Source organism: Petrimonas sulfuriphila (assembly GCA_038561985.1).
Classification (GTDB): domain Bacteria; phylum Bacteroidota; class Bacteroidia; order Bacteroidales; family Dysgonomonadaceae; genus Petrimonas; species Petrimonas sulfuriphila.
The window spans coordinates 1366660-1385523 of the sequence record CP073276.1; the positions used below are offsets into that span (position 1 = coordinate 1366660).

Below are 18864 nucleotides of genomic sequence, written 5' to 3' on the forward strand. Positions count from 1 at the left end.
CATGAAGAAAACATTATTTTTTGTAATAGGGGTTTGTGCTGTTTTAGGATTGCATGCTCAAACGACTATCCATGTCAGGGGTTCTGTCAAGGATGCCCTGTCCAATGAAGAATTGATCGGAGTAACCGTGCTTGTTGTAGAAACAGGAGCAGGTACTGTTACCGACATCAATGGTACCTTTGAACTGGCTGTCCCGGTAAATAATACCCTTAGAATATCCTATGTGGGATATGCTAACCAGGAAGTTGTCATAACCGATCAAACGGTGTTGGATATAAACCTCCAGCCGGAAACTCAACTGATGGATGAGTTGGTCGTCGTTGGTTACTCCGCGCAAAAAAAGTCGACCCTTACCGGGGCGGTGGCACCTGTCAACGTTGACGATATGGAGCGGCGTCGCGTAGCAGATGTGAGGCAGGCGCTTCAAGGACAGGTAGCAGGTGTTCAGGTGACCCAAAGTACCGGCGCCCCCGGAGATGAGATAAACATCCGGATCAGAGGGGAAGGCACCATCGGTAACAACAACCCGCTTTATATTGTGGATGGAGTCCCTACCCGGGAATTGGCTTTTATCAATCCGTCCGATATTGAATCGATGACTGTGTTGAAAGATGCTTCCGCTGCCGCCATTTACGGTTCGAGGGCCTCGGCCGGAGTAATTGTTATTACTACAAAAAGCGGCGCCGCCGGAAAGACGAACTTCGACATTAATTTTTACGGCGGCATACAATACGCTTCCAATCTTCCCAAGATGCTGAATGCCCAGCAATATATGAATGTTGTGGAAAAAGCGTGGAACAATGCCGGTTATTCCGGAACGAATCCCTATACCGCCGATAAGGGAAGAAGTGATTTTGCAAATACCGACTGGTTGGGTGAGCTTTTTGAACCGGGATATACGCGGAATATCCAGATGACGGCAAGTGGAGGCAGTGATAAATTACAGTACTTGCTCTCCGCAGGATATGTTAGCCAAGACGGTATTGTCGTGTATGATAACGATAAATACAAGCGTTTTAATTTCCGTACGAACATCAATGCCAATCTCTCGGAAAAAATAAAGATAGGGACCAACTTGCAACTCTCCTATGCCGTTCAGGATAAGCTTTCGTCGAAAGGCGATGCCCCCGGAATTATCAGGCATGCGCTTTTACGCCCGCCCGTTATTCCGGTGTATAAATCACCCTCCGACCCCACCTATTCGGAGACAAATCCTTTTACCGATTTACCTTTCTATCTCCATAACAACAGAGATGCGGGAGGTTGGGAAAGCGATAAGTACGAATGGACACAAAACCCGATTGCCCTGGCTTACTTCACTGATGATACCCGTTCGCATTTCAAAACATTCGGCAATCTTTTCGGAGAAATCTCTTTCTTGCCCGAAAAAGAGCTGACTTTCAGGACAAATGCAGGTGTTGACTTGAATTTCCAGCATGAAAAGGCTTTCTTTGTTAATTTTGGAGATGACGATGGTGGCGGAAGTCAGATCGATCGCGGATTAGGACGCCAAAACAGACCCAATGGATTAGATGAATACAGGGGGGAAGAGCTGACTTTTACCTGGAACAACACGTTGAATTATAACAAAATGTTCAATCTCCATTCCTTAAATGCTTTGGCCGGAAGTGAATTTATTACCAATTACGGATCGGGAATAAATGCATCAAGAAGAAGATATGAGTATGATACCGAGAAGTTCAGGTATATTGATTTCGGAAGTACCGAGCAGGATATATGGAATGGGGGCAGTGGCTCGGAATGGGCTTTGATGTCTTACTTTACCTCGTTAACTTACGTATATGATATGAGGTATATGCTCACGGCAAATTTCAGGGCAGATGCTTCTTCCCGGTTTGCGGAAAAAAACCGATGGGGATATTTCCCCTCTTTGTCAGTAGGTTGGAAGCTATCCGAAGAGCAATTTCTGAAAAAACAGGACTGGCTTTCCGATTTGAAGCTAAGGGCAAGCATCGGACAGTTGGGAAATCAGGAAATTGCCAACTATGCATATCTCACGTTGATAAAAAAAGATGGAGACAAATATCTTGTTTCAAGATATGGAAATCCCGATTTAAAGTGGGAAACCACCACACAGTATAACGTAGGGCTTGATGCAGGTATCTTTAGAAACAGGTTGTATTTCACTGCCGACTATTTTCATAAGTACACCACGGACATCCTGTTACCTATAAGCCTTCCGAGTATCGTTGGCGATGTACAGCCTACTATCGTTAATGCAGGAGAAGTGAGTAACCGCGGTTGGGAATTTGGTATAACGTTGCGCAATTCTGAAACTGCATTTAAATATAATATCAATGCCAATTTATCTACCGTAAAGAACCGGGTGGAAAAACTGCATCCGAATCTGCCCAGTTTAGTAGGGTCAGTCACAAGAACGGAGCCCGGACAGCCGCTTAATGCCTATTACGGATATGTTTTTGAAGGAGTTTATCAAAATACGGATGAGATCAAAACCCACCTGCATGGTACAACGAACCCGACACCCCTACCCGGAGATATCCGATTTAAAGATCGAAATGACGATGGAAGAATCGACGACAACGACAGGGATTTCATCGGCGATCCTAACCCGGGATTGTTGTACGGATTAAATTTTTCAGGTTCGTATAAAAATTTTGATATGGCCGTACTTTTTCAAGGTGTTGGAAGTGTAGACAGGTATAACGACTCTAAAAAAATAATTGATTACGATACGCGTCCGTTTAATTATACCACAAATATTTTGAACGCATGGGACGGAGAAGGATCAACGAACAAAATTCCCCGCGTGAGTTTTACCGACAATGGAAGTAGCAGGATATCGAGCATATTTGTTGAGGATGCTTCTTATTTCAGGTTGAAAAACATTGAAATCGGATACTCTTTTACAAACATAAGAAAGCTTGGCTTACAGAATATGAGAATCTATATGTCAGGTCAAAATATCTTTACATTGACCGGGTATACGGGACTCGATCCGGAATCTACGGACTTAATTGATATGGGGACCTATCCACAGTCCAGGTCTTTTATTTTTGGAATAAATCTTTCTTTTTAAACAACTTAAATCTTTTGAATAATGAAATTATATAAGAATCTGTTTGTGTTGATCATCGGGGTATTTCTTTTGTCAGGATGCGAAGGCTATCTGTCGAAAGACCCGATAGGCCTGTTGACGCCCGACCAGGTTGATATGCAGCCCACGACTACCACTGTACAATATGCTGTAAGCTCCTCCTATCAACTGCTTTCGAGTACGTTGAATATTATCGGGGAATGGGGATGGAATGACGGAACGGTTACCAGAGGCGATTTTATCCTTCAGGATATCGCTTCCGACGATGTGCAGAAAAAATGGAATCCCGATGGAGACCAGGCTTGGATGGATGAGTTCAATAATTTTAGTTTTATTGCCTCAAACGGAGGATTCAATGGGCAGTGGGCATATAATTACGAGGGAATTTCCAGGGTGAATACCGCCATTGACTATTTAACCGATGAGGAAATGATGGCCAAGCTTAATTTCAATAAAACGGAACAGAACAGGCTTTTAGGAGAGGTGTACTTTTTAAGGGCATTTTACTATTTTGATCTGGTGACGAATTTCGGAGGAGTTCCATTGTTGTTGAAGCCATTGACATCCTTTAATGAGGCTTATGAAGTTGCCGTAAGGGCAACCGCCGATGGAGTCTGGGCTCAGATTGATAAAGATTTAAATGATGCCCGGAGTCTGTTGCCCGATGCCAAATATTCCCATCAACAAGAAAAGTGGCGTGTGCCAAAGGGGGCGGTGATAGCCCTTCAGGCGAAAGTGGCGTTATTTAACGAAAGATGGCAGGATGTTATCACGTTTGTAGAGGAACTTGAAAACAGCGGGTATTATAATTTAAACGATAATTACTTCGATAGCTTTGATGTGAATAAGCAATTTCAGGAGCAAGAAGTGATCTTTTGCTATGATCACGAGTCGGCCCAGACTCCAAGAAAAGGAAACGGTCTGTGTGCCCTGCTGGGTTGGGGGTTCGTGGCTCCCGAAGCATCGTTCATCGCTGCTTTTGAGGATAATGATCCACGGCTGCTCTATACGGTAGATGTTGAATCAAGGAACATAAATAAAATTCTGGGAACGCTCGACGGGGAATTTAAAGGTGATGATGATGCGCCAAGCAGCAGAGTTTACATTCGCTATGCCGATGTCCTCTTGTGGAAAGCGGAAGCGTTGTTAAAAACCGGAAAACTACAAGCTGCCATTGGTATTATCAACCGGGTTCGCCAGAGGGCCAGAAATTCGATGGCCGCTGACGGAACTTGGCCTCCAGCCGGGACATTACCCGACAGAGATATCAATGAATCAAATGTAGCTGTTATTTCAAACTGGTTGATTCACGAAAGAAGGGTTGAATTGGGGTTTGAGTCTCACCGTTTTCGGGACCTTAAACGCTGGGGTATTGCGGAAGAGGTATTGGGTTCCCGGGGATTTCAGGGTGTGCATTACCTGTACCCTATTCCTCAAAGGGAGATAGACAAATCCGGAGGAAGTATCGTTCAGAATGAAGGATATTGACTTGAAGAATATTCGGTAAATCTGCGAGGTTGTCCGGAAAAATATTTTTCCGGACAACCTCCTTTCCTTCTGAACCGACAGAGGCTGATCTCCGGTTGTTAGGTGTGATAAAATATATGGAAAGGTGTTCTGAACTAAGTTTGGTTATTTATTGAACCCTTCTGTCATTTTCTGAATATCGTCGAGTGTGAAATTTCCCAAAAACTGCATCACCACGTTTTCACCGTCATTTCCGGCAACAATCATAATCAGCTCACGGATATCCTCGGGCTTACCTTTCATAAAGAAATTGACGTTATCGTTATCGTCCGACTTCACGCGCATCAACAGTTCGTAATCACGTCCTTTCACGCGGTTGTTAGCCATGGAAAGCATTTGCGGGGCAATTTTCTGATCCTCGGATGTAAGGATGAGGATCGATGACAATTTGTTTAAAAAGCTTCCCACGTTTACTCCTCCGTAATTCATTTTAGAATTTTTGGGAATCATGGACAACATCGTCTTTGATATGTAAACCGATGTTACACCGTCCATTTCGGAGAATTGTTCAAACGGGTTTTTTTGTGCAAAAGTAAATGTGAAACCTGCCAGTAACAGTATGGATAAGATTGTTTTTTTCATTTTTCTATGCCTTGTTTAAGTGATTGATTGATTATCTCTTGTGCTTTTTCCAGATGCATGTTGGCTTTTTCAACCGATTCGGTTCCCTTGGAGAAATTATCCGAAAAGAGTTGTAAGGCCTCTACGGTAGCCCGATAAGCATCGTCAGGATTTTTGTAAGTGTCGGTAAAAAGTGTAGACTCTGCATGCTGACTTTTTTGAAACTGTCTTACTCCTAAAATAAGCGCGAACGATGCTGCAACGCCAATGGCCCAATACTTTGCGTGGGACATCTTTATTTTTTTATCCGACGGTTGTTCCTCTTTAAACGAGTCGATGAGTGACGCTATTGCCATCGAATGCGTGTTCAATGCATAAAACAGTTTGCTGTCTGGGAAAAACTCGTCCGGCACGTTATCCCGTAGAAGAAAATCAGCCAGTGTTCTCTCCTCTTCCAACGAAGTTTTTCCTTCGTAGAATTTTTCTACTAATTTTCTGATATCATTGCTGTTCATTTCCGTTTCTGTTTAATTTTTCTTTCATTGTACGTCTGGCTCTCGATAATAGTTGCCGGATATTGGTTTCCGTTTGACGAGTGGCTTCGGCTATCTCTCTGATCGACAGATCAGCGAAGTGCCTGAGCCTGATTACTTCCTGTTGTGTTTTGGGTAAAGCGCTCATACATTTCATCAAATTGGATAATTCGTCCCGGGCATCCATTCTTTCCTCTTCCCTGTTTTCACACCTTATGTCTTTGTTGTCAACAACGGATGTCGTTTTGCGGTGATTTTTCCTGAGCCAGTCAATGGACAGGTTTTTTGTCAGGGTTACCACAAAGGCTTCATCGTTACGGATGTTTCCAAGATTATTCCTCTGTTCCCAAAGTTTTATATACACTTCCTGCGTAATATCATCAGCGTCATCTCCGTTTTCGAGAATACGGCACGAAATTCGATAAATCAACGAATGAAAGGATAAAAAACGCTTTTTAAATTCCTCATTGCTCATTGTCGTCCGGGTTGACTAATTTTTGTACATCTTCGGGTTTAATTTTTCCTTTGATGCGTACGAGAGTCGGTTCATTACCCATGGAAACGATGACCAGCTCCCGGATTGCGTCGTTTTGAAATCGTGCGAGTATTCTTGTTTTTTCTTCTTTATCGTTTGCTTTCAGCAGAACCTCATATTTGTCATCATTCAGTTTTTCAGCCAACGTATTGAACCTGAGTTTTACATCCTGCGAACATTCATCCAGAGCGAGAACATGAACGCTCGAAATATTTAAACCGTCAGCGTATTTCGCTACAAGGGGCTTGGTCAGAAACATCAGCAATCCGCCCACCTTAACTTTTTCTGCGTTCTTCTCCTGCGCAAACCTGTTGTACAGGTGTTCGAACGATACTTTCGACTGGCTATAGGCGGAGAATGCCAATAATCCGCACAGCAATATGAGTGATAGACGTTTGTACATAAAATAGAATTTTTGGTGATTGCAAAATAAGATTTGTCTTCCTTTTAAAAAGAAGACGAAAAGGGATTAGATTTGTGACAGAAAAAAGAATTACTTGTTGAATTTCTCCCGGTTTTTTTCTCTTCGTTTTAAAACGAAATGGAGTAAAACTGCCAAAATGAGACATACACCAATAATCATCCAGAACTCGTTGAGGTTACCCGACTGTTTGTAGTTGGGATATCCGATAACAGCCATCACGATAGCATAAGCAGCTAAAGCCAGCGGTAGAAATATGTACCTTTTACTCTTGAGAGGCATGGGACGGGTTCATTTTTTTGGCAAATTTTTTAATTTTTTCCCGGGAGGCAGGGATCGACGGTTTTCTTGATCCGGACAGCCGGTACGTTATTATTTTTTCCAGGATGGACAGCCTGGAAGGATCGATCTCTCCACCGAAGTAGTCCCTGGCAATGGCACTGTTAAAAAGCTCGGGTGGATAAGCTTCCTGCAATTCTTTTTCTGCCCTTTCGCCGGAATCCGGACATATGATGAAAAGCCCGAGACGCTTCCGGGTAAGTATGTCGAGGTTTATCCGGCAAAAATTAGAGACCAACTCCAAAACTTTTCCGTGATAAACGGAACTGCCTATAATGACAGTATCATACGTTGACGCATCGGGAAAAGATTCTCTGTTACTCAGGTCGCAGATATCTACTTTACCGTCGATCAAATTGAAAATCTCCCGCGCGCACTTCTCCTCGTCTCCGCGCCGGGAAGCATAAACAATGAGTGTGTTGTTTGCTGCCATCTGATGGTTGTTTTGGGAAGAAGTGCGTGCAGAATAGAAATTTATTTCATTTGTTCCAAAATAGCTAACAGGTAGTCGTAGGATTTTCCGACGGCTGCGATATGAACGGCTTCATCGGGCGAATGTGCACCGGTGATGGTGGGGCCGAATGAAACGATATCAAGTTTGTGTCCGGCATTTGCCTGAATGATTCCGCATTCCAGTCCGGCGTGAATAACATTTACGTTGGGACGTTGACCGTACTTCTCCATGTATATTTTCGTCATCGTGGTCAGTAGTTCTGAGTTGGCATCGGGTTGCCAGCCGGGATAAGCACCGTCGAATTCCACTTTTGCTCCGGCAAGCATAAACACGCTTTCCACCGATGAACAAACCCATTCTTTCCGGCTTTCCGAGGAGCTTCGGACCAGCAGTTTCACCTCAATCTGTCCTTCCGTCGACTGAACCAGGGCCAGGTTGAGCGAGCTTTCTACTACACCCGGAAATTCGGCAAGCATACTGATTACTCCGTTTGGACAACCTTCTACGGCATTGATCAGATCATCCTGAACCTCAATCGGTAACAACGATTCCGGCACGTCGGTTTTTTCGGCTTTAAAAGAGATGGAGCTTTCAATTCCTGAAAATTCTTCCCGGAAAAGCGATTCGTATTCATTCACCAAATCAACCAGGTCCTCCGAAAGTTGTTCGGGGATGGTGACAACGGCAAATGATTCGCGTGGAATGGCGTTTCTCAGTGATCCTCCGTGAATGTTTGCGAGACGGGCTTCGTAGTTTCTCACAACGTCTTTGAGAAACCGGTTCATCAGTTTGTTGGCATTCGCATGTCCCAGATGGATCTGTGTTCCCGAGTGTCCGCCTTTGAGCCCGGTAAGGCTTATCTTAAAAGCCACGTCGCCTTTCTCAATTTCTTCATCGGGCTTAAACTGGAAAGAGACATTCACGTCTGTCCCTCCGGCACAACCAACACAGAGATCGCCGTCTTCTTCGGTATCTAAATTCAACATGACCGTGCCGCTCAGAAAGCCTTTCTGCAGACCAAAGGCACCGTCCATTCCCACTTCTTCATCCACAGTGAAAAGAGCTTCTATAGGCGGGTGATTCAGCAGGTTATCTTCCAGTACGGCCATCATCATGGCGCAGCCGATACCGTTGTCTGCTCCCAACGTTGTGGAGCGGGCTTTCACCCACTCACCGTCGATATACGTTTGAATGGGGTCTCTGGAGAAATCGTGGGTAACATCAGCGTTTTTTTGGGGAACCATATCCAGGTGCGATTGAATGATAATGGTTTTTCCGCTTTCGTACCCTTTTGATGCCGGCTTTTTTATGAGCACATTCCCTGCTTTATCCTGCCTGGTTTCCAGGTTGAGTGATTTGCCAAAATTCATTACAAATTTCGTGACCTCTTCCATTTGTCCGGTAGGTCGTGGAATTTGATTGAGTTCGTGAAAATATTTCCAGACCCCTTGGGGATTTAGGTTTAAAATTTCTGATGTTGCCATAATTATATATTTATTGTTTCTGATTTTCGATAACAGGTAATCCTAAATTTTCTTTTTCTCTTTTTACATACGGAAGAGCTAGAATTCCCATCACTCCCAAAAGGATGATCCAAACCGATTGAACGGTGAAGATTGCCCCTGCAAATGCGCTGGCCTCTTCATAACCTATCCCGAAGATAACCAGGGAGGAGATTACCATGAAATGCCACGTCCCGACGCCTCCCTGAACAGGTACTGCCACGCCGACGTTACTCATGGCGTATACAATCCACCCGATTATCGGACCCAGGTTTTTGGTGAAATCAAAGGCATAAAAGCAAATGTAAAAATACACATAAAAACTCAACCAGGCGAGAACGGTGTAAATAATTATTTTCCCTTTCGATTTCATCTTGGCAATCAGTACCATGTCGTACTGGACGACCTGTAGGAACTTGTTGACTTTTTTTACCAGAGGGTTTTCTTTAAAGTAGAAAAACATGACAAAGATTCCGCCGCTAATCAGTATGAGAAGCAGGTACAGCCAAACGGACGTAAATAATTTCGTGAAGTTTTCTGCAAAGCCGGGGTTTTGATGAAAATAAGATACAAAGAAGTCGACATAAAGCGCCAGGCTGATGATAACGAGAACAACACCCGCCAAGATATCGAGGATTTTATCTACAAAAAAAGTTTCGAAAGTTTTGGAGAAAGGGATCTGATCGTATTTGGTTACTATCCCACATCGCCACAGGTCTCCAGCGCGGGGCAAAAGAAAATTGACGGCATAATTTCCAAAGGTGGCGAACACAATGCTCTCCCGCTTGGGGCGGTATCCCAGGGAATTCAGGAAAAGTTCCCAGCGTAATGCGCGAAAATAGTTGCCCAAAAGCCCGAACACGAGCGATGAAGCGATAATCCCGAAATGAGCGGAGCTTGCAATCTCCCACACTTCTCTTAAATTGGTTTTGCGATAGAGCAGCCAGATTATAGCTACGCCAATTGCAAGTGATAATGTTGTTTTTAGAATATCCTGTATGCGCTTTGAGTTCATCTTAACTGAATAGGGTCTTTCTAGAGTAGGAGCGAAAGGCATAAAAAGAAAGCTAAAAAGCACTATTTTAACTTATTGTTCTATCCTTTTTTGACCGTTGATTGCCAAAATTTTTAAATTATTCCTTACCTTTGCGACCGTAAAGATAGCTAATAATCGCTAATTGACAATGATATCGGTAAAACCTAAAAAAAACCTCGGGCAACATTTCCTGAAAGATTCAGCAATTGCCAGTCGGATTGCCGACACGCTCGACGCTTTTGCTCCGCTTCCCATTCTCGAGGTAGGGCCGGGTACCGGTATGCTCACGCAATTTCTGCTGTCAAAAGGCAGAAACCTTACGGTTGTGGAAATCGACCGGGAGTCCATTGCTTACCTGAAGGAGTATTTTCCTTCGTTGAACGGAAATATTTTGCAGCAAAATTTCCTGACCCTGGATGTTGCGGAATATTACGACGGACCATTCTGTGTTATTGGTAACTATCCTTACAATATATCCACGCAAATTTTCTTTAAAGTGCTCGAAAACAAGGATCTGATTCCCTGTTGTGCGGGTATGATACAGAAGGAGGTGGCTGAACGCATGATTGCTTCACCCGGTAGTAAAGCTTACGGCATACTCAGTGTTTTGCTGCAGGCCTGGTACGATATCGAGTACCTCTTCACGGTGAGCGAACAGGCGTTTATTCCTCCGCCCAAGGTCAAATCGGCAGTTGTGCGGCTTACACGTAATAAACGAAAGCAGCTCAACTGCAATGAAAAACTGTTCAAGTCGGTAGTGAAAACAAGTTTCAACCAGCGAAGGAAAATGCTGAGAAACTCCATCAGATCGCTGCTGCCCGAAGAAAGTCCTTTGCCCGACGACCCGATGCTCACAAAGCGTCCCGAGCAGCTGTCGATCGAACAATTCGAACAGCTGACGAACCTGCTCGAACCCTTAGCCGGCAAAAATTTCTTGGAAGAAAACAAGAACTGATTATTCATCGATTAAAAACCGAAACATCATGGCGGAAATCAAACTCTTTTACCACAAAGACGGCGTGGTTAGACTCAGCCGCAGCCTTGATTTTCTCAAATCAAACCCTATCCAGAGCTTTCTATGGATAGACCTTAATGACGTTGACGAAGAAGTGGAAAACGAACTCGAAGACTTTCTGAAGATTTACATTCAGGAAGAAGAGGAAATGATCGAGATCGAGATGTCGTCGCGTTACATCGAGACGCAGGATACACTGGTGGTTAACTCGAACTTCCTTTTGTCGAACTTCGAAAGCGACCCGGTGTCGTTTATACTCAAAAACAATATATTGGTTACGGTTCGCAGCGAGGAACTTATTTCGTTTCATGAAACGGTGAAGAAAATATCGGCAAACCCCAAAGGATACAATACCGGTGCGGATGTTCTGGTGGCATTGCTCGAAACCCGGGTGGAGTTTGATGCCGATATGATTGAAAACATGACGCACAAGATCACCCAGCTCAGTAACAGCTTGAGTCTGCAGGAAGCCGACAAGGAGTTGCTGGGCGAGATCAAGAACTTACAGGAAAAGACCATGATGCTCCGCGAGAACATTATCGATAAGCAACGCACGGTTTCGAGCATGTTACGCAGTGATTTTATTCCCAAGGAACTACAGCCGAAACTATCCATGATGATCCGCGACATCAACTCGCTGGTAGAGCATATCAAGTTCAGTTTTGACCGGTTGGATTACTTGCAGGATACGTTTTTAGGTTATGTTAATATCGAACAGAACAAAATCATCAAGATTTTTACCATTGTGTCGGTGATTTTTATGCCGCCCACGCTTATCGCCAGTATTTACGGGATGAATTTTACAGCCATGCCAGAGTTGAATATGAAATGGGGATATCCAGTATCCATAGGGTTGATGGTGCTCTCATCGCTGGCCATCCTGTTGTATTTCAAGAAAAGGAAGTGGTTGTAAAGTTATCACCGGCTATTTGATATATATCCGGTATTCCCAGGGGGCCAGTTCTATTTTTTTTACAGGCGTTACTGTTTTGGCAGAAGGAAAAGCGGTAAAGCCTATACCCGGCACTTCTTCGTTGAAAACAGTTTTCACACTGTATTTGCTGAGATTAAAAACACAAACGATCTCGTTTCCTTCATGGGCGCGTTTGAAAGAGAAAACGCTTGCCGGACTGTCGTTCACGATTTCAGTCATCTTTCCCCCTCTCTCCGGTGAAAGCAACGCTTTATTGGTTTTTTTTAATGCGTTAAGCGATGTGTATAAACCGGTAAATCCGCTCCTGTCGGTCCAATTGATACTGTCTTTTTCAAAAAACTGCAGCCTGCGGTTTAATCCGGCCTCTTGTCCGCTGTAAATCAGAGACATGCCGGGGAGCATATAGGTGAGTACGGCAAAGGTTCCGGCGGCCTCGCCCATTCGTTCAAACTCCGTTCCGTTCCACGAGTTTTCATCGTGGTTCGAGGTGAAATACATCGGTATGGCATGGGAGGAAAAACGTTCGTTCATTCGCTTGAGCGATAGCCGTAGAGAATCCACGTTTTCTTTTCCCTGAGCCACCATATTCATTTTGTGGTGGAGATCCCACGCATAATAGGCATCAAAAATTGATTCGTTGAGTTCCGGTTTTTCAGCTTCGGCAAGCATGAAAATATCCGGTTTCAGCGTTATGAGTGAATCCTTTGCCGTTTCCCAAAAATCAATCGGGACTTCATAGGCTACATCACAGCGGAAACCGTCGATATCGGCCTCACGCACCCAAAACGCCATGGCGTCAATCATCGCCTTGCGCATTTCGTTCTTGCCGTAATCCAGTGGCGCGATATCTGTCCAGTCGTACATGATAATCGGACTTCCCAAACTGTCCCTCTTGTACCAGTCGGAGTGCTCCGTTATCCACGTGTGATCGCGTGAGGTATGGTTGGGTACCCAGTCCAGAATTACTTTCATACCCATGTCGTGTGCTTCTTTTACCACGGTTATAAAATCGTCCATGGTGCCGAATTCAGGGTTCACCTCCGTATAGTTCCTGATGGAGTAATAACTCCCCAATGTTCCTTTCCTGTCTTTTTCTCCGATAGGTTGAACAGGCATGAACCACAACAGGTCCACGCCCAGTTCTTTCAGCCGGGGTAAATGAGCGGCAAAGGTATTGAACGTACCCTCTGGCGTGAATTGTCGCGTGTTTACCTCGTAGATAGTGGCATCGTAAACCCATTCGGGGTGTACACTTGTTGCCGCTTCCTGCTTTTTGTTTCCGCACGAAAACAGAAGCGACACAATCCATAAAAGGAAAATTGTTTTTTTCATTGCTGTGTTATTTATTCAAGCTCCTTAGCAACACATGCGAAACTTAAATTGTTATTTTTGTTCTTGTGCATTTTTTTTAAATTTATACGCATCGTCCCGATCTTGAACGAAGAAAACCGATAAAGCTCCGAGAATAAGCGAACATCCGGCAAGCACCATCGTGAAGATAACTTGTCCTCCAAAAATATCTTTCGTGACAAATCCCAGGATACTGGCAGCCAGGATCTGTGGAATAACGATAAAAAAATTGAAAATCCCCATATACGTTCCCATTTTATCTGCCGGAAGGGCGCCCGTGAGAATGGCATACGGCATGGAGAGAATGCTTCCCCAGGTGAACCCTATGCCGATCATGGGCAGAAGAAGAATTTGGGGATCCTGGATAAAGAAGAACGAGATAAATGAGACCCCGCCCACAGCCAGTGCAATGGAATGGGTTGCCTTGCGCCCGATCTGACGGGCAAGCACCGGAAGCAGGAATGCCGACAGGGCCGACACGGCATTGTAAACGGCAAAAAGAACCCCCACCCAGTCGGCACCCTGGTTGTAAAGTTCGGAAGCTGTCTCGTTCGTCCCAAAGACATGCTGGGTTACGGCCGGCGTAGTATAAATCCACATGGCGTAAAACGACAACCACGAAAAAAACTGGACCACGGCGAGTTGTCCCATGGTTTTCGGCATATGAAGCAAGTCGTTCATGATGCCCACCATGCCGTTTTGGGTACTTCCTTTTTTAGTCAACGCACCCGATACCAGTAAAATAATTCCAAAGGTCAATAACAATCCCGAAACAATGTAGAGTTGAGCTTCAAGCCTCAACAAAACGATTATTGCAGTTGCAGCGATCCCTGCCACTGTCCAGACGGAACCGTTTTTAAGAAATTGATCCGGGGTGACCGGCGATTTCAGCCCGGCTTTAATACCGGATATTTTCTCCTTTTCCTGCTCAAACGCAGCCAATTCTTCGGGAGAGTATTCTTTGGAGGTAAAGACCGTGTATAAGACCGAGGCCAGCAAAACAACCCCTCCGATATAGAACGAGAGTTTAACCGACTGGGGTATTATGCCCTCACCGGCCGTATTGGGCACACCGAACCAGTTGGTTAAGATATAAGGTAATGCCGAAGCAATGACGGCGCCTAAACCGATAAAAAAGCTCTGCATGGCAAATCCCATGGTCCGCTGCTCCGAAGGAAGATTGTCTCCCACAAAAGCGCGGAACGGTTCCATGGAAATATTGATGGAAGCATCCATGATCCATAACATTCCGGCCGCAATCCACAGTGCAGGGGAGTTGGGCATGACGAACAACGCCAGCGTAGTAAAAATGGCTCCGATGGTAAAATAGGGACGACGCCTGCCGAACCGGTTCCAGGTTTTATCGCTGAGGTGTCCGATGATGGGTTGAACGATGAGTCCGGTAAGCGGGGCGGCAATCCAGAGTATGGGGATATCTTCCACCCGAGCGCCCAGTGTCTCGAAGATACGGCTGACATTCGCGTTTTGAAGCGCAAAGCCGAATTGAATTCCCAAAAATCCGAAGCTCATGTTCCAGATTTCCCAAAAAGAGAGGTGTCTTTTCTTCATGTTGTGATGTTTTTCTTCTGTTAATAAGCAAATTTACAATGCTTTGAACATCGAAGAACCGTATTTTAAGTAAAAAAGTTGAAAAATGTATGCAATCGAATGCATTGGAATCTGTGACGTAACAACTGAGGGCGTCACTCGTTGTCAATTTCTTGTGGAGTTCCTGACCACCAACTTGGTTTTAATGACTTTGCTCACGATACCCGTCTTCTTTTCGATACCTTTTATGCGGTTGATAAGCAGGCGTGCTGCAGCTTTTCCCATCTCGAAACCGTGTTGATCTACGCTCGTAAGCGTTGGATCGGTCATTTCAGTAATGTATGAATTGGTAAATCCGCAAACCGATATGTCCTGAGGAATCTTGTATCCTGCTGATTTGCAAATCTGAAGACAATAAGAGGCCACTTCGTCGTTGATACAGAAAAAAGCATCGGGAGCAGGAGCAATCTTCAACATGACAGGCACTATTTCGCGTGCAAGTTCAATGGTATCGCATACCTGTATAAGGGCTTTATCCACGGAGATATTGTGATTCCGCAACGCATCTTCGTAACCCATCCTTCTGTTGTTGGCAATGGGCAAGTGCGGGTTGGATCCAAGAAATGCAATGCGTGTACATCCACTCCTGATCAGATAATCAACGGCATTGTAAGCACCGGCGTAATCGTCTATAACCACCTTGTCGGTATTGATCCCGGTGCAGATACGGTCGAAAAATACGAGATGTGTCCCGTTGTCTATAATGTCCTGGAAGTGAGAAAACTCTTCGGTCGATTTGGATTGAGAAGCCAGAATGCCCCGTACCCTCGCATCAAGAAGGGTTTCCACGCTCTTTACTTCCCGGCCGTAATTTTCGTTGGACTGGCATATGATCAGGTTATAATTCTCTTTTTCCGCTTCATCCTGAATACCGGCTATTACCGTAGAAAAAAAATAGTGCACAATTTCAGGAACAATAACGCCAATGGTATTGTTCCGATTCGTACGAAGTTGAAGCGCAAGCGTGTTAGGCTTGTATTTGTGTTTCACGGCATAGTCCCGTACAAGCTCTTTGGTTTCCTTGCTGATGGCAGGATGATTCCTTAGCGCCCGGGATACGGTTGAGGGTGATAATTTTAACTCCTTGGCAATGTCTTTCAGGGTAATTTGTCGCTTGTCCATATTGTTGAGGTTTTTAAATGTCTCAAATATATGAAAAAAAGGGACCTAAACAACAAAACCCGGGAGTTTTTTCCGGCTTATGGTAAATATTGCAACATTGTTTCCATCGCCATCTTTAACCCATCGGCATTTTTACCTCCGGCAGTCGCAAAGTGTGGTTGGCCTCCTCCTCCTCCCTGAATATGTTTGGCTGCTTCACGTACAATGGTTCCTGCATTAAGCCCTCCTGACACTAAGTCGTCGCTCAGCATTACTGTCAGGCTTGGTTTGTTGTTGCCACCGGTTGCCGCCATAAAGGCCATGTATTCCGGAAACTCTCCTCTCAGCTGAAAGGCAATATCCTTAACAATTTCGGGGGTAACCACCATACCTTCAAGCTTAAACACCGTGACACCGTTAACGATCTCTTTTTTCTGGATAATGAGGTTCTTTAACTGTACGGTGCGCTCTTTTGTAAACGCTTCAATTTTTTGCCGCATCTCCTCGTTTTCGCTCATCAGTTTGCGTAAGCCCACCATGATTTCGGGCGCGTTACCCGACAATGCTTCTTTTATGTTTCGGAGCATGTCTTCCATCGTGTACAAATAATCTTCGCAGCCTTTGGCAGTAACGGCTTCTATGCGGCGGACACCGGCAGCGATGGCGCTTTCACTTACGATACGGAATGTGCCGATACGCCCGGTGGAAGAGATATGTGTTCCTCCGCAAAGTTCAATGGACGACCCAAAACGGACCGTGCGAACATCGTCGCCGTATTTCTCGCCGAAAAGGGCCATGGCACCTTGTGCTCTCGCCTCATCGATGGGTACGTGGCGGTGTTCCTCAATGGAGAAATTGCTGCGGATTTTTTCGGTGACGTTCTGTTCCACGGCACGAATTTCTTCCGGGGTCATTTTCTGAAAGTGCGAGAAGTCGAACCGCAGGATTTCAGGAGAGACATACGATCCTTTTTGCTCTACATGCGTTCCCAGTACCTCACGCAGCGCCTCGTGCATCAGGTGTGTCCCGGTGTGATTGCATTCGGTTGCCGTACGCCTGGCGGTGTTTATTTTTGCTCGAAAAGAGCCTTCGATATGATGCGGCAGCTTGTTCGCCAAATGAACGGGAAGATTGTTCTCACGCTTGGTGTCGAAGATGTCGGTCCCCTCTCCATTTTCGTCGATAAGCCAGCCGCTGTCGCCTACCTGGCCCCCCATTTCGGCATAAAACGGCGACTTGGTAAGCACAACCTGGTAATATTCCTTGTTTTTCTGTTTCACTTTCCGGTAACGGATCACCTGTGTCTCGCATTCTGTTTCGTCGTAACCCACAAATTCGGTCCCGCCGTCCCGTACTTTAACCCAGTCTCCCGTTTCAACGGCAGCTGCGTTACGGGCACGTTCTTTCTGTTTTTGCATTTCGACGTTAAAACCTTTGTGGTCGACAGACATACCGTGTTCGCGAAGAATAAGTTCAGTCAGGTCGAGCGGGAAGCCGAATGTGTCGTATAACTGAAAAGCAATCCCCCCCTCCAGTTCATTTCTGTCCGATCCCTTGTGCTCAGCAATTTCCTTGTCAAGTAAGCGAATTCCGGTTTCGAGCGTTCTCAAGAACGCGTTCTCTTCTTCTTTGATCACCTTTTCGATCAAGGTCTTTTGGACCTCCAATTCGGGATAGGCGTCTCCCATAACGTCAATAAGTGTGGGCACAAGCTTATGCATAAACGCGTCGTGCATGTTGAGAAACGTGTATCCGTAACGGACGGCACGGCGTAAAATGCGTCGGATAACGTATCCGGCTTTGGCATTAGAGGGCAATTGCCCGTCGGTGATCGAAAAAGCAATGGTGCGGATATGATCGGCAATTACACGCTTTGCTATGTCTTTCCGGGTGTCATTGCCATACGCCACGCCTGTAATTTCTCCGATTTTTGCGATGATTGGCTGGAAAACATCGGTGTCGTAATTCGATGTTTTTCCTTGTACGGCCATTGTAAGACGCTCAAACCCCATACCGGTGTCAATCACTTTGGCAGGAAGCGGTTCCAACGAACCATCAGCCTTGCGGTTGTATTGCATGAACACCAGGTTCCAGATCTCGATAACTTGAGGGTGGCTTTGGTTGACGAGCAGAAGCCCGTCTACCTTGGCACGCTCCTCCTCGGATCGGATGTCGATATGAATTTCGGAACAAGGACCGCACGGCCCTGTATCGCCCATTTCCCAGAAGTTGTCCTTTTTGTTTCCATCGATGATACGTTCGTTGGGAAGGTAGTGCTGCCAGTAACCGGCTGCTTCGTTGTCGCGTTCCAGTTTCTCTTCGGGGCTTCCTTCAAAAACGGTTGCATAAAGGCGGTCCGGGTCAAGCTTCAGTACCTCTACAAGATATTCCCAGGCCCAGGCGATGGCCTCTTTCTTGAAATAGTCGCCGAACGACCAGTTTCCCAACATTTCAAACATGGTATGGTGATAAGTATCGTGTCCCACCTCTTCCAGATCGTTGTGCTTGCCGCTCACTCTCAAACATTTTTGAGAATCTGCCACCCGCGGGTATTTAACAGGGGCATTTCCCAGAATGATATCTTTAAACTGATTCATGCCGGCATTGGTAAACATCAGCGTAGGATCGTCCTTGATCACCATCGGAGCCGAAGGCACAACCTGGTGATCCTTGGACGCAAAAAAATCTTTAAACGATTGGCGAATTTCTTTTGAAGTCATATACGGGTTTCGAATTTTTTGAATTTCGAGCGGGAAATCCGAAGTTTTGTTTTTGAGGTGCAAAGATACAATTTTCTTGCGTCAAAACATAAGCAAAAACCATTGTCTTTTGATTCTAATTTGTATCTTTGTCAAGGTTCAAAACTTTG

At 45.2% G+C, this 18864-nt stretch carries 16 protein-coding genes; 4 read left to right on the forward strand and 12 right to left on the reverse strand.

The window, feature by feature from the left end; genetic code table 11:
• The first annotated feature begins 1 nt into the window (after position 1).
• Complete coding sequence (locus KCV26_05585) at positions 2-3061, forward strand: TonB-dependent receptor (GenBank protein ID WZX37849.1); 3060 nt, start codon at positions 2-4, stop codon at positions 3059-3061.
• Positions 3062-3079: 18 nt separating this feature from the next.
• Positions 3080-4567, forward strand: a complete 1488-nt coding sequence (locus KCV26_05590) for a RagB/SusD family nutrient uptake outer membrane protein (GenBank protein ID WZX38330.1) — start codon at positions 3080-3082, stop codon at positions 4565-4567.
• Positions 4568-4711: 144 nt separating this feature from the next.
• Here KCV26_05590 and KCV26_05595 read toward each other — a convergent pair whose 3' ends face one another.
• The 8 genes from KCV26_05595 to KCV26_05630 form a co-directional block, all read right to left on the reverse strand.
• Positions 4712-5188 carry a DUF4252 domain-containing protein gene (locus KCV26_05595; protein ID WZX37850.1) on the reverse strand — a complete coding sequence of 159 codons (477 nt, stop codon included), beginning with the start codon at positions 5186-5188 and terminating at the stop codon, positions 4712-4714.
• A complete protein-coding gene (locus KCV26_05600) occupies positions 5185-5682 on the reverse strand; it encodes a hypothetical protein (protein WZX37851.1) in 498 nt (165 codons plus the stop codon). The genes KCV26_05595 and KCV26_05600 overlap by 4 nt, the downstream gene beginning before the upstream one ends.
• The gene (locus KCV26_05605; protein WZX37852.1) at positions 5669-6175 is read right to left on the reverse strand and encodes a sigma-70 family RNA polymerase sigma factor; all 507 of its coding nucleotides are present in this window, start codon (positions 6173-6175) and stop codon (positions 5669-5671) included. The genes KCV26_05600 and KCV26_05605 overlap by 14 nt, the downstream gene beginning before the upstream one ends.
• Complete coding sequence (locus KCV26_05610; GenBank protein ID WZX37853.1) at positions 6165-6638, reverse strand: DUF4252 domain-containing protein; 474 nt, start codon at positions 6636-6638, stop codon at positions 6165-6167. Before KCV26_05610 ends, KCV26_05605 begins: the two co-directional genes overlap by 11 nt.
• A 90-nt stretch (positions 6639-6728) precedes the next feature.
• Positions 6729-6938, reverse strand: coding sequence for a hypothetical protein (locus KCV26_05615; protein WZX37854.1), 210 nt, complete (start codon positions 6936-6938; stop codon positions 6729-6731).
• A complete protein-coding gene (locus KCV26_05620) occupies positions 6922-7428 on the reverse strand; it encodes a hypothetical protein (protein ID WZX37855.1) in 507 nt (168 codons plus the stop codon). Before KCV26_05620 ends, KCV26_05615 begins: the two co-directional genes overlap by 17 nt.
• Before the next feature lie 41 nt (positions 7429-7469).
• Positions 7470-8933, reverse strand: a complete 1464-nt coding sequence (locus KCV26_05625) for an aminoacyl-histidine dipeptidase (protein ID WZX37856.1) — start codon at positions 8931-8933, stop codon at positions 7470-7472.
• 10 nt (positions 8934-8943) lie between these two features.
• On the reverse strand, positions 8944-9966 hold the full coding sequence (locus KCV26_05630; protein WZX37857.1) for a flippase-like domain-containing protein: 1023 nt from the start codon (positions 9964-9966) through the stop codon (positions 8944-8946).
• Positions 9967-10135: 169 nt separating this feature from the next.
• Between KCV26_05630 and rsmA the strand changes: the two genes are divergently transcribed.
• Positions 10136-10942 carry a 16S rRNA (adenine(1518)-N(6)/adenine(1519)-N(6))-dimethyltransferase RsmA gene (rsmA, locus tag KCV26_05635; protein WZX37858.1) on the forward strand — a complete coding sequence of 269 codons (807 nt, stop codon included), beginning with the start codon at positions 10136-10138 and terminating at the stop codon, positions 10940-10942.
• A gap of 28 nt (positions 10943-10970) precedes the next feature.
• Positions 10971-11915: a magnesium/cobalt transporter CorA gene (corA, locus tag KCV26_05640; protein ID WZX37859.1), complete on the forward strand. Its 945-nt coding sequence runs from the start codon at positions 10971-10973 to the stop codon at positions 11913-11915.
• A gap of 12 nt (positions 11916-11927) precedes the next feature.
• Here the strand turns inward: corA and KCV26_05645 are convergent, their stop codons facing one another.
• The 4 genes from KCV26_05645 to alaS form a co-directional block, all read right to left on the reverse strand.
• Positions 11928-13268 carry an alpha-amylase gene (locus KCV26_05645; protein ID WZX37860.1) on the reverse strand — a complete coding sequence of 447 codons (1341 nt, stop codon included), beginning with the start codon at positions 13266-13268 and terminating at the stop codon, positions 11928-11930.
• Between the two features lie 51 nt (positions 13269-13319).
• Positions 13320-14855, reverse strand: a complete 1536-nt coding sequence (locus KCV26_05650) for an MFS transporter (GenBank protein WZX37861.1) — start codon at positions 14853-14855, stop codon at positions 13320-13322.
• 144 nt (positions 14856-14999) lie between these two features.
• Positions 15000-16016 (reverse strand): LacI family DNA-binding transcriptional regulator, encoded by a 1017-nt coding sequence (locus KCV26_05655; protein WZX37862.1) that lies wholly within the window; start codon positions 16014-16016, stop codon positions 15000-15002.
• A 77-nt stretch (positions 16017-16093) separates the two neighbouring features.
• Positions 16094-18715: an alanine--tRNA ligase gene (gene alaS / locus KCV26_05660; GenBank protein WZX37863.1), complete on the reverse strand. Its 2622-nt coding sequence runs from the start codon at positions 18713-18715 to the stop codon at positions 16094-16096.
• Positions 18716-18864: the final 149 nt, after the last annotated feature.

What these genes read in the sequence shown, in the direction of transcription:
- KCV26_05585 (WZX37849.1), top strand. Translation starts at nt 2, where the DNA reads ATGAAGAAAACATTATTTTTTGTAATAGGGGTTTGTGCTGTTTTAGGA.
- KCV26_05595 (WZX37850.1), bottom strand. Translation starts at nt 5,188, where the DNA reads ATGAAAAAAACAATCTTATCCATACTGTTACTGGCAGGTTTCACATTT.
- KCV26_05600 (WZX37851.1), bottom strand. Translation starts at nt 5,682, where the DNA reads ATGAACAGCAATGATATCAGAAAATTAGTAGAAAAATTCTACGAAGGA.
- KCV26_05605 (WZX37852.1), bottom strand. Translation starts at nt 6,175, where the DNA reads ATGAGCAATGAGGAATTTAAAAAGCGTTTTTTATCCTTTCATTCGTTG.
- KCV26_05610 (WZX37853.1), bottom strand. Translation starts at nt 6,638, where the DNA reads ATGTACAAACGTCTATCACTCATATTGCTGTGCGGATTATTGGCATTC.
- KCV26_05615 (WZX37854.1), bottom strand. Translation starts at nt 6,938, where the DNA reads ATGCCTCTCAAGAGTAAAAGGTACATATTTCTACCGCTGGCTTTAGCT.
- KCV26_05620 (WZX37855.1), bottom strand. Translation starts at nt 7,428, where the DNA reads ATGGCAGCAAACAACACACTCATTGTTTATGCTTCCCGGCGCGGAGAC.
- KCV26_05625 (WZX37856.1), bottom strand. Translation starts at nt 8,933, where the DNA reads ATGGCAACATCAGAAATTTTAAACCTAAATCCCCAAGGGGTCTGGAAA.
- KCV26_05630 (WZX37857.1), bottom strand. Translation starts at nt 9,966, where the DNA reads ATGAACTCAAAGCGCATACAGGATATTCTAAAAACAACATTATCACTT.
- rsmA (WZX37858.1), top strand. Translation starts at nt 10,136, where the DNA reads ATGATATCGGTAAAACCTAAAAAAAACCTCGGGCAACATTTCCTGAAA.
- corA (WZX37859.1), top strand. Translation starts at nt 10,971, where the DNA reads ATGGCGGAAATCAAACTCTTTTACCACAAAGACGGCGTGGTTAGACTC.
- KCV26_05645 (WZX37860.1), bottom strand. Translation starts at nt 13,268, where the DNA reads ATGAAAAAAACAATTTTCCTTTTATGGATTGTGTCGCTTCTGTTTTCG.
- KCV26_05650 (WZX37861.1), bottom strand. Translation starts at nt 14,855, where the DNA reads ATGAAGAAAAGACACCTCTCTTTTTGGGAAATCTGGAACATGAGCTTC.
- KCV26_05655 (WZX37862.1), bottom strand. Translation starts at nt 16,016, where the DNA reads ATGGACAAGCGACAAATTACCCTGAAAGACATTGCCAAGGAGTTAAAA.
- alaS (WZX37863.1), bottom strand. Translation starts at nt 18,715, where the DNA reads ATGACTTCAAAAGAAATTCGCCAATCGTTTAAAGATTTTTTTGCGTCC.